General features: G+C 73.3%; 12 protein-coding genes. 7 read left to right on the top strand and 5 right to left on the bottom strand.

The window, feature by feature from the left end:
* The first annotated feature begins 113 nt into the window (after nt 1–113).
* The 5 genes from ACFYMM_RS28545 to ACFYMM_RS28525 are packed head-to-tail and all read left to right on the top strand — an operon-like array spanning nt 114 to nt 7,477.
* On the top strand, nt 114–1,376 hold the full coding sequence (locus tag ACFYMM_RS28545) for a phenylacetate--CoA ligase family protein (RefSeq protein ID WP_388391395.1): 1,263 nt from the start codon (nt 114–116) through the stop codon (nt 1,374–1,376).
* Nucleotides 1,373–2,677, top strand: coding sequence for an MFS transporter (locus tag ACFYMM_RS28540; protein WP_388391393.1), 1,305 nt, complete (start codon nt 1,373–1,375; stop codon nt 2,675–2,677). The genes ACFYMM_RS28545 and ACFYMM_RS28540 overlap by 4 nt, the downstream gene beginning before the upstream one ends.
* A complete protein-coding gene (locus ACFYMM_RS28535; RefSeq protein WP_388391391.1) occupies nt 2,674–3,819 on the top strand; it encodes a GNAT family N-acetyltransferase in 1,146 nt (381 codons plus the stop codon). The genes ACFYMM_RS28540 and ACFYMM_RS28535 overlap by 4 nt, the downstream gene beginning before the upstream one ends.
* The gene (locus ACFYMM_RS28530; RefSeq protein WP_388391389.1) at nt 3,816–4,976 is read left to right on the top strand and encodes an acyl-protein synthase; all 1,161 of its coding nucleotides are present in this window, start codon (nt 3,816–3,818) and stop codon (nt 4,974–4,976) included. Before ACFYMM_RS28535 ends, ACFYMM_RS28530 begins: the two co-directional genes overlap by 4 nt.
* The gene (locus ACFYMM_RS28525) at nt 4,973–7,477 is read left to right on the top strand and encodes an acyl-CoA reductase (protein ID WP_388391387.1); all 2,505 of its coding nucleotides are present in this window, start codon (nt 4,973–4,975) and stop codon (nt 7,475–7,477) included. The genes ACFYMM_RS28530 and ACFYMM_RS28525 overlap by 4 nt, the downstream gene beginning before the upstream one ends.
* Nucleotides 7,478–7,498: 21 nt before the next feature.
* Here the strand turns inward: ACFYMM_RS28525 and ACFYMM_RS28520 are convergent, their stop codons facing one another.
* The 5 genes from ACFYMM_RS28520 to ACFYMM_RS28500 form a co-directional block, all read right to left on the bottom strand.
* Entirely contained in the window at nt 7,499–8,455 is a 957-nt protein-coding gene (locus tag ACFYMM_RS28520; protein WP_388391385.1) for a hypothetical protein, read from the bottom strand.
* 253 nt (nt 8,456–8,708) lie between these two features.
* Nucleotides 8,709–8,999 carry a hypothetical protein gene (locus ACFYMM_RS28515; protein ID WP_388391383.1) on the bottom strand — a complete coding sequence of 97 codons (291 nt, stop codon included), beginning with the start codon at nt 8,997–8,999 and terminating at the stop codon, nt 8,709–8,711.
* Nucleotides 8,996–9,823: a class I SAM-dependent methyltransferase gene (locus tag ACFYMM_RS28510; protein ID WP_388391381.1), complete on the bottom strand. Its 828-nt coding sequence runs from the start codon at nt 9,821–9,823 to the stop codon at nt 8,996–8,998. Before ACFYMM_RS28510 ends, ACFYMM_RS28515 begins: the two co-directional genes overlap by 4 nt.
* 21 nt (nt 9,824–9,844) lie before the next feature.
* Nucleotides 9,845–11,422, bottom strand: coding sequence for an AMP-binding protein (locus ACFYMM_RS28505; RefSeq protein WP_388391451.1), 1,578 nt, complete (start codon nt 11,420–11,422; stop codon nt 9,845–9,847).
* A gap of 11 nt (nt 11,423–11,433) precedes the next feature.
* Nucleotides 11,434–12,678, bottom strand: a complete 1,245-nt coding sequence (locus ACFYMM_RS28500; RefSeq protein ID WP_388391379.1) for an FAD-dependent oxidoreductase — start codon at nt 12,676–12,678, stop codon at nt 11,434–11,436.
* Nucleotides 12,679–12,689: 11 nt separating this feature from the next.
* On the opposite strand from ACFYMM_RS28500, the gene ACFYMM_RS28495 reads away from it, so the two are divergent.
* Nucleotides 12,690–13,562 carry a Gfo/Idh/MocA family protein gene (locus tag ACFYMM_RS28495; RefSeq protein WP_388391377.1) on the top strand — a complete coding sequence of 291 codons (873 nt, stop codon included), beginning with the start codon at nt 12,690–12,692 and terminating at the stop codon, nt 13,560–13,562.
* Nucleotides 13,559–13,999, top strand: a complete 441-nt coding sequence (locus ACFYMM_RS28490; RefSeq protein ID WP_388391376.1) for a DUF6917 domain-containing protein — start codon at nt 13,559–13,561, stop codon at nt 13,997–13,999. The genes ACFYMM_RS28495 and ACFYMM_RS28490 overlap by 4 nt, the downstream gene beginning before the upstream one ends.
* The last annotated feature ends 13 nt before the right edge of the window (nt 14,000–14,012 follow it).

The following is a 14,012-nucleotide window of genomic DNA, read 5'->3' as shown; positions in this document are numbered from 1 at the left end:
CAAGAAATGCTTATGGAGAAAGCGCATACTACGCAAGGCCTGTTGTCGCAAATCTGTTCCGCATTCTGAGATATCCTGCCGGTTGACGCCCTTCGTCTTTCGAGCAGGAATTGATGCCGGTTCAACCATTCGCGGAGCTGATACGCTTCGCGCGCGACAAATCGCCTTTCTACCGCAAGCTCTATGCCCGTCTTCCCGAAGACGTGGCGGACCTCACCGATCTCCCCCTGGTTCCCCAGACGGATTTCTGGCGGGCCAATTCCCCCCGCGACAACGGACTTCTGACCGCCCCTCTGGACGAGGCGGTGGTCTTCCGCAGCGGCGGCACCACCGGGTCCCCGAAGTTCTCCTACTACACCCGCACCGAGTGGGACGAGTTCACCACCGCTTTCGGCGCCGGACTCGTCAACGCCGGTCTGCGGCCCGGACACCGGGTGGCCGACCTGTTCTACGCGGGCGACCTGTACGCCAGTTTCAGCTTCGTCCTGGACTCGCTGCACCGCTCTCCCGTGGCAAACGTCCGCCTCCCCCTCGGCGGTGCGGCACCCTGGGAGTCCACCGCGGCCACCCTGGAGGAGTTCCGGGTCCAGGTCGTCGCCGGAACACCGACCACCCTGTGCGGGCTCGCCGAACGCCTGGTCGCCGCCGGCCGGACCCTCCCGGACGTGGAACTCGTGTTCTTCGGCGGCGAGTGCCTCTTCGGTGATCAACTCCCCCTGCTGCGGACCGCCTTCCCCCACGCCGAGACACGCTCCCTCGGTTACGCGAGCGTGGACGCCGGACTGCTCGGCGAGGCCGTGCCCGGCGACGACCCCCGCGTCCACCGCGCCTTCACACCGCACACGGTGGTCGAGATCGTCGACGACGAGACCGCACGGCCCGTCGCCGACGACGGCGTGCCGGGGCGGCTCGTCGTCACGGACCTGCGCAGACGGCTGATGCCGGTGCTCCGCTACCCGGTCGGCGACCGGGCCGAGTGGGTGGACCGCCGTACCGGGCTGTTCCGCATCCTCGGCCGCGCCGAGGAAGGTGTGCGGGTCGGCCCCGTCTCCCTCTACACCCAGGACGTCCACGACATCGTCACGGCCGCCGACCCGCGCGGTGAGGTGACCGGACTGCAACTCGTGGTCCGCCGCGAGAACGGCCGGGACGGACTGGTGCTGCGGCTGGCGACCGGCGAACCCGGCGACGCGCACGCCGCGTTGGGAGACGCCGTCGCCGCCGAGGTCCTCGCGCAGCGGCCCCTCTACGGGAGCGCCACCGCTGCCGGGCACGTGAACCCGCTCTCCGTCGAATGGGTCCGGCACCGGGACCTGGCCGTCAACTCCCGTTCGGGAAAGCTGATCCGGGTCGTCGACGAACGGCCGCTGTCATGAGCGCCGTGCCATCGCGTGCCCGCCGGCTGCCGCTCGTCCTGCGCAACCCCTCGTTCGGCCGGGTCTGGGCCGGTCAGCTCCTGACCCAGGCGGCGAGCCGGATGTTCCAGGTCGGCGCCGTCTGGTGGCTCGTCGGGTCCCTGGGCGGCGACCACCGGGGGCTCGCCTCGGGACTGTTCCTCACGGTCAGCACCCTGCCCGCCGTCGCGCTCGCCCCCGCGGTCGCCCGGATCGTGGCACGTCACGCCCACCGGACCGTGCTGGCCGTCTCGGCGGCCGTGGCGGGCGCGGTCGCCACGGCGGCGGCCGTGCCGGCGCAGGCCGGCGCGCTGCCCCTGGCCGCGCTCTACACGGCGGGCCTGGCGCTGGCGGCCTGTCAGGCGGTCTTCGACCCGTGCCTGACGACATCGGTGCCCGAACTCGTCGAGGACGCCGACATCGAGGCGGCCACCGGGTTCGAGCTGTCCACCCAGTCGGTCGCCGGACTCGGCGGAGGGCTGTTCGGCCCCCTGCTGGTCGATGCGGGCGGGCTGCCCGGTGTGGTCACCGCGTGCGCGGTCGCCTATCCGCTCGCCGCCCTGCTGGTCGTCTCCGCCCGTTTCCCGCACGCCACGACAGAGACACCGGCAGCGGCGGCCGGCCCGTCGCCCGCGCGGCGGACGCTGCGTCGGATCCTGGCCGGACTGCCGTTCATCCGCCGCGTCCTGCTCTGCTTCGCCGCAGCCAACGTCTTCACCACCGCCGTCTACGTGGTGATGCCGCTGTACACGCGGGGCGTGCTGCACTCCAGCGGCTCGACGGTCGCCTCCCTGGAAGCGGCGCTCGGAATGGGCACGCTCATCGGCTCCTTCACCGGTGCCCGGGTGCCGGGGCGTCCGGTGGCCGTCGGCAGCGGGTGCCTGGCCCTTACGGCGGCGGCCCTCGGGCTGCCCGGTCTGGTCACCGGACACGCGGTCGCCCTCGGTGCGCTGTGCGTCGTCGGCTGGTGCGTCGGGGTGATCGGCGTCCGGTTCGTGGCCCTGTTCCAGCGGCTGGTGCCCGCCGCCGACAAGCCGGGGTTCTTCGCGGTCATGCAGGCGCTGCTCGGTGCCACCTTCCCCGTGTCGTCCCTGGTCTTCGGCGTCCTCGGTGACCATCTGCCGGCCCGCGCGCTCTGTCTCGTTCAGGGCGTCGGCCTGGTGCCGGTCGCGCTGGCGCTGTGGTGGCTGGGCGGACGCGCGGACGCCCCCGGGCCGCCGTCCCCCACCCGAACCACCGCCCTGGCCGCCGGACCCCTGTCACCGGCGGGAGAGGCGTCATGAACGTCGTCCTCTCCCCCGCCGTGCTCCAGGACATCGCGGAGCTGCGGCAGTTGTACTTCGACGTGTACGGGCACGGCTACCCGGTTCCCCTGGGCAGCGACCCGGCCGTCATGCGCCGACTGATCACCGACGGCACCGCCCACTGGCTCACCGTCCGCACGGACGGCGGCGCCCTGGTCGGCTCGGCGGTCGTGCAGACCGATCCGGGCAGCCGTATCGGCAAGCTCGTCGGGCTGGCCGTACATCCCGGCCACCGGGGCGGCGGACTGGCCTCGCGGCTGACCGGCGCGGTCTGCGCCGAGGCCTTCGCGACCGGCCGGCTCGACTCGGTGTACGCCACCGTCCGCGTCGTCACCGAGGGGCCGCAGCACGTCGTCGTACGCAATGGCTTCCGGCCCCTGGGCCTGCTGCCCAACGCCGTCGAGGTCGAGGGGTGCGAGACCCTCGCGCTGTTCGCCCGCTACGCCGACGGGGTGCTCGCACACCGTGCTCCCGTTCCGTGCGTCCCCGACCGGCTGGCCGCGCTGCTGTCCGCCGCGTCCGAGGGCGTCGGCATCGACTGCACCGGCGCACGGCTGGTGCCCTCCCGGACCGCGGTACCCGCCGCCTCCGGCGCCGCGACAGCCGGGCCGGTCGAGCTGATCGCCGCCCCGGCCTTCGCCCGCCGCCGCTTCCTGGAACGCTTCCCCGAGGCCGGTGACCGATTCTTCCCGCTGCACACGCCCAACGCGGTCCTGGTCGCCGCCGACGGCGGCTTCGAGGCGTACGCCGACCTCGACCCGGTGGCGGGCAGCTGCGCCCTCCTCGCCGTCCACCCGCGTCCGGCCGCTGTCAGCGGCGCGCTGGAGACACTGATGGCCACGGTCACCCGGGCGGGCGCGGACTACGCCGAGGCGCTGCTGCCGCTGGCCGACACCGAGGCCCTGGAGGTCTTCCTCGCCTCCGGATTCGTACCGAGCGCGGTCTATCCGGCGATGCGCCGCGTCGGCGACCGGCTCCACGACCACGTCGTGCTGTCCCGCACCAGCCGTCAGATCGACTTCCGGACCACGGCCGTCAGCCCGCTGCTCCAGCCGTACCTCGGCGCCTATCTGAGCGCCTGGACCGCCACCTATCTGCCCCTCCACGAGGTGTCCCGTTGAACCCCCATCTCGCTCCCGTCGAGGTCCCCGACCCGGCGGCGCTCGCCCATGTGCAGCGGCTGTGCGACCTCGCGCAGCCCTACGCCGGCGGCCACGACGAGCTGTTCGCCGCGGCCATGGCCGAGGCCAACGCCTGGCACGCCGGCCGCTCCCCGTTCTTCGCCGCCCTCCTCGAGGACCCGCCCGAGTCCCCCGCCCCCACGGTCGGCGACGGGGTGCGCGCCCCCTTGCTGCCCGCCGCCTTCTTCAAACGCCACGAGGTGCTCTCGGTCCCCCGGGACGAGGTGTTCCTGCATCTGACCTCCTCGGGCACCACCGGCCAGAAGTCGCAGATGTTCTTCGACGAGTGGACCATCCGCTCGGCGCAGCGCATGGTGGCCCGGATCTTCGACCACTACGGCTGGATCACCCCCGACCAGCCGGTCAACTACCTCCTGTACAGCTACGAACCGGCGCCGGCGCTGCGGCTGGGCACCTCGTTCACCGACAACTACCTGTGCGACTTCGCCCCGGCCCGGCACACCGCGCACGCCCTGCGGCACACCGGCACCGGCCACGAGTTCGACGTGCACGGCTGCGTCGCGGCGCTCCAGCGGTACGCCGAGGACGACGTCCCGGTCCGCATCCTGGGCTTCCCGGCCTTCCTCCACTTCACCCTGGAGCGGATGCGGGCCATGGGGCTGCCGCCCCTGCGGCTGCCCGAGGGCTCGCTGGTGATCCTCGGCGGCGGCTGGAAGGGCCACGCCGACCGGCAGATCGGCAAGGACGCCTTCCGCGCCGAGGTCACCGACCGGCTCGGCATCCCGGGTGAGCAAGTCCGGGACACCTTCGGCTCCGTCGAGCACTGCGTGCCCTACGTCGAGTGCGCGCACCACCGGCTGCACGTACCCGTGTGGTCGCGGGCGGCGGTGCGTGACACGGGGACGCTGCGCCCGCTGCCGTACGGGGAGCGCGGCTTCCTGCACCTGGTCAGCCCGTACATCACCTCCGTGCCGGCGCACAGCGTCGTGATGGGCGACCTCGCCTCGCTGCATCCGGGCGGGGAATGCCCCTGCCCGCTGTCCACCGACTGGTTCACCGTGCACGGCCGCGCCGGGGTGAGCCGCAACCGCAGTTGCGCGGTCGCCGCCGCCGAACTGCTGAAGGGAATGTCGTGACCACCTCCGCGCTCCACCTCTGGCAGGGCCGGTTCGTCGACGACGCCGAGGCCGGCCGGCGCCTCGCCGGACTGTCCGGCCTGGCCGGCCGGGTCCTGGGCCGCCCGCTGCCCACCGACGTGGTGCTCGGCGCCTGCGCGGCGGTCGGCCGCGACCTGGCCGACCCGTCCTCGGACCTGTACGGCCGCCTGGCCGCGCACCTGCCCGCCGACGACGCCGCCGGCACCCTGGCCGAGCTGGCCGCCGCGCTCACCCGGCAGGCGCTGGAACGCAAACTGCGCCGGGAGCTGGGCGGACCGCGCCCGGAGCGGCTGACCCGGCCGGACGCCCGCGAGACGGTCTACGAAGCCTGGGCGCCCGTCGGCCTGCTGGTGCACATCGCGCCGGGCAACGCGGCGGCCGTGGCGCCGCTCAGTGTCGTGGAAGGGCTGCTGGCCGGGAACCTCAACGTCCTGAAGACCAGCGGCTCCGACACCGCGCTCGCCCCCGAGCTGCTCGCAGCGCTCGGCGCGGCCGACGCGACCGGGCTGATCGCCGAACGGGTCGTCGTCCTGCGCTTCGCCTCCTCGCGCCGGGACTGGCTGCGGACCCTGTGCGGGCAGGCCGACGCGATCGCCGTCTGGGGCGGCGAGGACGCCGTGCGCACGGCCGGTGAACTGGCGCCGGCCGGCTGCCGGGTGGTGGAGTGGGGACACCGGATCTCCTTCGCCTATCTGACCCGTCAGGCGGCGGCCGACGACGGCACGCTCGACGCGCTCGCCGAGGACGTCTGCCGCTTCGAGCAGCAGGCGTGCTCCAGTCCCCAGGTGGTCTACCTGGACACCGAGGACGCCGAGGAGGTCTTCGCCTTCGCCGGACGGTTCGCCGAACGGCTGGCGGTGGTGTCCGACGCCCGCCGGGCGCCGCTGCCCGGCCCCGCCGAGCTGGCGGAGATCACCACCGTCGAGCAGCTGGCGCGGCTGGAACAACACCTCGGTCTGACCCGTGTGTTCGCCGCCGGGGACGGATCCTGGCGGGTGCTGGCGGACACCCGCCCCGCACTCGACGCCTCCCCGCTGCACCGCAGCGTCTGGGTGAAGCCGCTGCCCCGGCACGCGGTCACCGCGACGCTGCGGCCGATGCGCCGCTACCTGCAGACCGCCGCCGTCGGCGGCGGGCGGGCGGACGTGAGCGTGCTGTCCCGCGCGATGTTCGCGGCGGGCGTCACCCGCGTCACCCCGGTCGGGTCCATGCTGGACGGCTACGACGGCGAACCGCACGACGGCGTCTACGCGCTGCAGCGCTACAGCCGCCGGGTGAGCGTGCGGGCGGCGGACGCGGACTTCCGCACGGTGCCCTGCCTGGACGACCTGGTGGCACCCCCGGTGCTGCCCCCGGCTCCCGACGCGCCGCTGCTGGGCAAGGAGGGTGTGCAGCGCGCGCTGGCCACACTGGAGGAGCGTCACGCGCAGCTGTACTTCCGCAGCGGGGGGTCCAGCGGGGCGCCCGCCCTGTCGGTGTTCACCTGCGACGACTACGACAACCAGATGCGCGCGGCGGCGGACGGGCTGCTGGCCGCCGGCTTCGACCCGGCCCGCGACCGGGCGGCCAACCTGTTCTACTGCGGCGGGATGTACGGCAGCTTCATCAGCTTCTTCTCCATCCTGGAGCGGCTGAACGCCACGCAGATCCCGATGGCCGCGGGACCCGACCACGCCGTGGTCGCCGAGGCGCTGGTCGCCCACGGGGTGGACACCCTGTTCGGCATGCCGTCCTATCTGTGGCAGCTGTTCCACGCGGAGGCGGACCGGTTGCGCGGCTACGGCGGCCTGCGGAAGGTGTTCTACGGCGGCGAGCATTTCACCGCCGAGCAACGCCGGGTGCTGACCGAGGAGTTCGGGGTCGAGGTGATCCGGTCCGCCGCGTACGGCAGCACCGACCTGGGGCCGCTGGGCTACCAGTGCACGGACTGCGAGGGCTCGGTCCACCATGTGCTGACCGATCTGCACACGCTGGAGATCCTCGATCCGAGGGAGGACCGGCCGGTGGCGCCGGGCGAGCCGGGACGGCTGGTGTTCACCTCCCGGGCCCGGGCCGGGCAGCGGCTGGACCGCTACGAGATCGGCGACCTGGGACGTGCCGTGGACGGGGCGTGCGGGTGCGGCAGCCATGTGCCGCGACTGGAGCTGTTGGGGCGCTACGGCGACGTGGTGCGGGTCGGCACGTACTTCGTCAACTACCGGCGCATCCAGCGGGCGGCCCGGGAGCGGCTCGCCTACCACGGAGAGGTACAGGTGCTGGTCGCCTCCGGGGAGGGGCGGGAACGGCTGACGGTGCGGCTCGACGAGGAGTACGCCCCCGATCCCCGGGCGGCGCGGGACGCCCTCGCCGCCGAGGTGGCGGAGCTGGCCTCGGCCGAGGCGGAGGGCCTGCTGGCCTTCGGTGTGGAGACGGTACGGAGGGAGGCGTTCGCGCGCACCGCGACCAGCGGCAAACTGCGTACGGTCGTCGACCTGCGGTAGCCGGAGCCGGTTGGGCGGCGGTCACAGGCCCGCGGCCGCCCGGCGCTGCGCGTGGTCGAACTCGGTCACCGGGTCGCCGCCGATGTTCCAGGGCCACGCGGTGACGGTGCCGCCCAGCGCCTCGAAGACCGGATGGGCTTCGCGGCGCCGGTCGGCGGCCATCAACGCGTAGGCGAGGGTGTTGAGGTCGGCCAGTGCCCTCGCGTGGTGGAGGAATCCGGGCTGCACCCAGGCCCGGGCCGCCCGGTCGAGGGCCTGGGCGGCCATCGTCTGGGACCAGTGGTTGCGCGCCACCAGCGCTTCGAAGCCGCCCCGGTCGAGGACCGCGGTGTACTGGTGGACCTGGGCGGTGAGTTCGGTCGCCGCGCAGGGCGCGTTCGCGGGCATGCGGGCCGTCAGCGCGTCCACGAACTCCAGGACCTGGATGCGGGAGCCCGCCTCCTGGGGCGTGAGGTAGCCCAGCATGTTCAGGTAGGCCTCACGGTTCCAGCGGTCGCGGGCGAGCACCTCGTTCCACACGCCGAACACCTGGGGCTGCTCCCAGCGCTCCAGGCGTCCGACGCCCAGCAGGACCACCCAGGGAGTGGGGTCCTCCGGGACGAGCTGGGCGGCCCGGAGGCAGCTGTCGACGACGGCGGCCGCGTCGTCCAGGCGCCCCTGGGAGCGGCCGTGCGCCAGCTGGGTCCAGGCGTGCAGGACGAGCGCGTTCGCGTTGCGCGGCTCGCGAGTGGCCCAGGACCGCGTCAGCGACACCGCGGTCAGGTAGTCCGCCAGGACGGACATGCGGTGCGTCCGGCGGTCCCAGTCCTCCGGATCGCGCTCCAGGAGCCGGGATATCTGGGCCACGCACAGGTCCGTCGTCGCGATGGTGCCGGTCCTCGTGGTCGCCAGGAGGGACTTCAGAAGTTTGCCCAGGTCCTGGTCGTCGAGCTCCGGGGCGAGACGTACCTTTTTGCGGCGGCTTGAAAGAAATGCCATGTGCGGAGGCTAGAGGGGGTCTGGAATCGCACAAGGCCTGAGTCAAGATCGTTATGGGTTACACGTTTCATCCTCGGTTACCGGCTCGTATGGCGAGACGGGCGGACCGGAGGTGGCGCCTCCCGGGCGGCGCGCAGCGCGAGGGTCGTGCGGCAGATCTTGCCGGTGGGGCCCAGCGGCATCTCGTCGACGCGGAGCAGGAGTTCGGGGAGCTTGTGGCGTTCGAGGCCGCGTCGGGTCTCCAGGAACGCCGTCAGTTCCCGCAGGTCCGGTCCGGGGGCGCCCGGGGTCTGGCGGACGCAGGCGCACAGGCGCTCGCCCAGTCCGGACGTCCGGCGGCCCGTCCGTGCACGTGCATGATCCCGCAGGCCGCCTGGACCGCATGTTCGTCGGCCAGCGGGACGCGGAGCGGGCCCTGCCAGTCGACGGCGCGGCCGACGGTGGCCGTGCCGGGGTCGTCCACCAGGCCCAGCAGGCGGTCCGCCACCCGGGCGGCGACCGGCGCCGTGGCGGTGTCCCCGGTGTGCGGCGCGCAGAGCGTCATCGGGCGCCTTCCCGCTCGGCGGTGCGCGGGCGCCGGCCGTGGACCGAGTAGACGACGCTGGAGGCGGCGCGGAACGAGGGGTCGCGCATCAGCGCCCGTACGTCCGCCAGTTGCTGGTCGGTCAGGCCTGCCGCGAGGAGTCTGTCCCGCAGATGGTGGGTGTGGTTGAGCTGCATCCGCAGGCCCGGCGAGCCCGGGGTGCGCAGTTCGATGCGCGGGCGCGGGTCGACGCCGACGAGCCCGGCGGCCCTCATCGCGGCCGGTGCCTTCCGGGCCCACTGCGGGTCTCCCCCGCCGGCCCGGATGACGGCGCACTTGGCTTCGAGGAAGGCCGTGTAGAGCCGGGCGGACTCCTCGTCGGGGGTGAGCAGGGGTGGTTCGTAGGAGGCGTCGAACTCCTCGACGTGCAGCCATCCGCCGGGCTTGAGGGCGCGTACGAGTTTGCCGAGGACGGCGAGCCGTTCGGGCAGGTGCTGCAGGACGAGACGGGCGACGACGAGGTCGAAGGCCGTCTCGGGCAGCGGATCTGTCACCACGTCGTGCTCGACGACGGTCAGGCAGGGCCCGTCCTGGAGGTGGTGCGGGGTGACGTCGGTTGCCATGACCTCGCCGGTGGGGGCGACGCGTTCGGCGAGCCACCGGGCGACGCTGCCGCCCCCGGAGCCCACGTCCAGGCACCGCCACCCGGTCGTGACGCCGGTCTCGGCGAGCCGGTCGAAGGTCGCGGTGTCGTAGGCCTCGCTGATGCAGCGGTGCAGTTCGTCGCTGTGGGCGCTGCGGTTGTCGAAGACGTACTCCGTGGCCTGCCCGAGTCCGTCGCGCATGGTGTCTCCCCCCGTCCCGTCTCAGGTCCACCGGCCGGAGCCGTAGGTCTCGGTGCGTCCGGTGAGCCGGTGCAGCAGGTCTGCGCGCCGCACCTTGCCGGTGCCGGTGCGCGGCACCTCGTCCCAGGTGAGGGCGACCGGTTCGCGCAGCGGCGGCAGGTCCCGGACCGCCTGCTTCCAGCGGTCGTGGTCCAGCAGGCCGTCGGCGGTGACCACGACCGGCAGCGGGTCCCGGTCCGGCTCGGCGAGGACGACGCACTCCAGGGCCTGCGGCAACCGCGTTTCCAGGAGGTCCTCGGTCCGCAGGCAGCTGAGCTGGGGTGTGCGGTCCACCTCGCGGTCGAGCAGCTCGATGCTCCCGTCGCGGTTGCGGGCGCCGATGTCGCCGGTGTTCCACCAGGTGCCGTGCCGCTTGGCCGCCCAGCGCTCGGTCTCGGCGACGTAGTCCAGGGCGCAGGCGGCGGTCCTGACCAGGACCAGGCCCGCCCGCCCGCGCGGCAGGGGCCGGAAGGTGCCGGGGTCGACCACCCTCAGCCGGGTCTTCACCGGCACCGGGTGTCCGAGGTTGCGGGTACCGGTGCCGCCCGCGGCCTTGCGGGCGGAGTTCCGGGTGTGGAAGCGGAAGGTCAGCGGTCCCGTCTCGGTCTGCCCCCACCCCTCCATCCACACGGGACGGCGGTGCCGGCTCGCCCGCAGGTAGGCGCGGACGGTGGGGGGATGCACGGCGTCGTAGGTGCTGATGACCATGCGGACACGTCGGAACGGGTTGTCCAGGCCCTCGGTCAGCGGCTGGAAACGGACGAAAGAGGCGGGCAGCGCCTCCAGGACGGTCGGCGGATGGGCGCGCAGCACGGGGTCGGCGAGGTGCGGGTCCTGGGTGGTGATGATCGAGATCTCGGCGGGGTTCTGGCACAGGGCGCTCGCCGTCCAGCAGAACGTCCTCCCGTGGGCGAACGCGCTCGCGTTGACCAGGATGTCGTCGCGTCGCAGGCCGATCCAGGGCAGCCGCACGCTCTCGGGACGCGCCAGATTGCCGATGATCGTACGGGTGGAGTGCACCACCAGTTTGGGGACACCGGTGGTGCCCGAGGTGTGGTGGATCACCAGGGGTTCGTCGTCGTGTCGGCGGTGGGGCCCGGGAGCGGTGTGTCCGCGTACGTCGTCGAGACTCAGCGTCCCCGGCACGGCCTCGTCGAGCACCAGGGTCGCCCGTGCTGTCGCGGCCGGGTCGGCGCCTTCCTTCCGGCCGCGCTCCAGCAGGTGGGCCGTCGTGACGAGCAGGGCGGGGCTGAGCCGGGCCAGCAGCGTCCGCAACACCTCGCCGGGCAGGTGCGCGGAGAGCTGCGCGGGTACGGCGCCGACGCGTACGGCGGCGCAGGCCAGCAGGTCGTAGTCCCAGTGGTTGTCCTTGACGATCGCCACCCGGTCGCCGGGGCCGGCCCCGGCGGCGGCCAGCCAGCCCGCCGCCTCGCGTACGAGCGCGGCGAGTCGGGGGAGCGTGTAGGGGGTCCGGCCCCCGGTGTCGATGTCGAAGGGCCGGTCCAGGTGGACCCGTGTGCCGATCCGGTGCTCGGCGCACTCGTCGAACAGGACGCCCATGTCGTGCGGTTTCACGCGACGTTCTCCTCGGTGGGCAGCGGGGGCCGTGGGACATGCCGGGGCGGCCGCAGCCGGCTCAGGACGCGGGAGGCAGCGAGCGCGCCCGAGCGGACGGCGCCCTCGCTGGCCGGCCGCAGCATGACCCAGTCCCCGGCGTACTCCACCGGCCGTGCGGCACGCGCCATGAACGGGGTGCGACGGCGCAGCGCCTCGGGGGTCGCCTCGGGCAGGCCGTGGGTGAAGGCGTGCACGAAGCGGCGCTCGGTGGCCCGGTCGAGGCCGGGGACGTACGGGGTGGCCGCCCGCACGAGCCGGTCGGCGGTCTCCCGTTCCGGTCTTTTCAGCAGAGCGGGGATGGTGCGGGCGTCGGCCATCAACGTCAGCAGTCCCTTGCCCTCGGGCGCCCGGCCCGGATGCTTGGCGTGGTCCACGATGATCGCGGAGAGCGTGTCGTCCTCGGCGTCCGGTGTCAGCAGGACGTACAGCGGCGTGCGGGACGGGGGTGCGAGCGGCCGGTCCAGCAGACAGCTGACCTTGAGCGTGGGAGTGAAGGCGCACGCGGTCAGGTACGGCAGTTCGTCGGCCGGGGCGTTGACGTGCAGGCGTGCCGCGACCGGAGCGGGCACGCCGAGGACCGCCGCTCGTGCCGTGACGACGGCACCGCCGACGCGCAGCCGCACCCGTCCTTCCTCGGTGACGACCTCCTCGACCGGGCTGCCGGTGACCACGTCGAGTCCCTCGGCCAGGCGTCGGGCGAGCAGGTCCATGCCGTCGCGGTAGGTCCGCCAGCCGGCGGCCGGGCCCACCGCCAGCAGCAGGGCGAGCATCGGGGCGGCAGCCGAGCGTGCGGTGTCCCAGCCGAAGAAGCTGCCGGCGACCGGCTGGAGCAGGTAGTCGTGCACATCGCGGTGGTAGCGCCGGGCGAAGTCCCGCAGGGTCAGGGAGCCGGCCGGGGTCCGTTCGGGGTGGTCGTCGTCGAACTCCCGGCGGTGGATGGCGGTCCAGGCCAGGAGCCGGGCGAGGTCGAGGCGGGCGCGGGGCGAGAGTCCGGCACCGGTGAGCACGGCGGAGACGTCCGCCACCCCGGCGTGCGCCCGTCCGCCGCGCCACACCCCGACCGACCTGCCGATGCGCGGCACGTCGTCCTCCGGCACACCCAGCCGTGAGAGCAGTTCCCACGTCGCGCGGTAGCCCTGCCCGGAGATCTGTTCGGCGCCTACGTCGACGGTCCAGCCGGCGTGCCTGAAGCTGTGCATGCGGCCGCCGAGTGGCCGTGTGCGACCTGGACGAGGACCGGCTCGCCGACGCGCCGGCGCGGGTGCCGCGCCATCGGGACCACCGTGAGCTGCTGCGGGCCGCGGGACTGGACGCGGTGGTGGTCAACGTGCCCAACGACCTGCACCACCCGGTGTGCCGGGACGCGTTGGCGGCGGGACGCGCCGTGTGCGTGGAGAAGCCGCTGGCCACGAATCCGGACGACGGCCACGACCTCGTACGGCTCTCCCGGCGAAGCGGTGCCGTGCTGTTCACGTCCTTCCACCGCCGCTACAACCGGGAGGTCGGCGCACTGCGGGCACGCGTCGTCGCCGCGTGCGCCCCGATCACCTCGCTGACCGTGCGCTACGAGGAGACGATCGAGGAGCACGCCGGCCGGGACCGCTGGTATCTCGACCCGGAGCGCTGCGGCGGCGGCTGCGTCGCCGACAACGGGCCCAACGCGTTCGATCTGGTCCGGCTGTTCCTCAGGGACGTCCAACTGACCGAGGCCACCGTGCAGCGCGACGCGCGGGGCGTGGACCGGCGGGCGCAGGTGCTGCTGCGCGCCCCGTCCGGTGCCCTGGCCAGGGTCGAACTCGACTGGTCCCGCCCGGGGGAACGCAAGACGGTCGAGGTGCGACTCGCCGACGGGACCGTGGACCGTGCCGACATGCTCGCCGGGCACCCGGAGTTCAAAGCGTCCCTGTGGCACGAGTACGCAGGTGTACTGAGGGACTTCACCGACGTCCTGGCCGGCCGCCGGGCGAACGCCCCGAACGCTGCGGACGGTCTGGCCGCCCTGGAGCTGGTGGCCGCCGTCTACGCCCATGAACGCGGCGGGGGGACCGGTCCCCGTCCCGGACAGGAGGTGTCCCCCGCATGACGTCGGGCGAGGACGGTGCCAAGCGCACCGTGGAGGGGCGGCTGGTGAAGGTGCTCACCCATCGACGTGACGACCGGGGCATGAGCCTGGAGGGGTTCGCCGGCCGGTGTGTCCGTCGTGGGGAGGTGCACGAGCTGGTGACCACCGACCACACGGAGACCGCCGCCGGCGCCCGGATCGACCGGGTCGGCTTCCTGGGCTTCGTCGAGATCGGCTGCGCCGGGGTCATCGACCGGGGCGACGAGGTCTGGGCGGACGGGGCACGGGTGGGTACGGTGCTGGGATTCGACGCCTGTCACTTCCCGAACCACTACAACATCCTCGTCTCGGTGCCCGAACCGCTCACCGGCCCGCAGCTCGGACTCGCGCCCGAAGCCGAGATCAGATTCCAGACCCCACGGCGTGTCGCTGACCGTTTTGGGTTATTTTCACACTAATCTCCGTGACCGT

This window comes from Streptomyces sp. NPDC006739, from assembly GCF_042869815.1.
Taxonomy (GTDB): domain Bacteria; phylum Actinomycetota; class Actinomycetes; order Streptomycetales; family Streptomycetaceae; genus Streptomyces.
Note: the sequence above shows the minus strand (reverse complement) of the source record. Positions and strands in the feature narration are given on the sequence as shown.

What these genes read in the sequence shown, in the direction of transcription:
- ACFYMM_RS28515 (WP_388391383.1), bottom strand. Translation starts at nt 8,999, where the DNA reads ATGACGCTCTGCGCGCCGCACACCGGGGACACCGCCACGGCGCCGGTC.
- ACFYMM_RS28510 (WP_388391381.1), bottom strand. Translation starts at nt 9,823, where the DNA reads ATGCGCGACGGACTCGGGCAGGCCACGGAGTACGTCTTCGACAACCGC.
- ACFYMM_RS28490 (WP_388391376.1), top strand. Translation starts at nt 13,559, where the DNA reads ATGACGTCGGGCGAGGACGGTGCCAAGCGCACCGTGGAGGGGCGGCTG.
- ACFYMM_RS28535 (WP_388391391.1), top strand. Translation starts at nt 2,674, where the DNA reads ATGAACGTCGTCCTCTCCCCCGCCGTGCTCCAGGACATCGCGGAGCTG.
- ACFYMM_RS28520 (WP_388391385.1), bottom strand. Translation starts at nt 8,455, where the DNA reads ATGGCATTTCTTTCAAGCCGCCGCAAAAAGGTACGTCTCGCCCCGGAG.
- ACFYMM_RS28540 (WP_388391393.1), top strand. Translation starts at nt 1,373, where the DNA reads ATGAGCGCCGTGCCATCGCGTGCCCGCCGGCTGCCGCTCGTCCTGCGC.
- ACFYMM_RS28505 (WP_388391451.1), bottom strand. Translation starts at nt 11,422, where the DNA reads ATGGGCGTCCTGTTCGACGAGTGCGCCGAGCACCGGATCGGCACACGG.
- ACFYMM_RS28500 (WP_388391379.1), bottom strand. Translation starts at nt 12,678, where the DNA reads ATGCACAGCTTCAGGCACGCCGGCTGGACCGTCGACGTAGGCGCCGAA.
- ACFYMM_RS28545 (WP_388391395.1), top strand. Translation starts at nt 114, where the DNA reads ATGCCGGTTCAACCATTCGCGGAGCTGATACGCTTCGCGCGCGACAAA.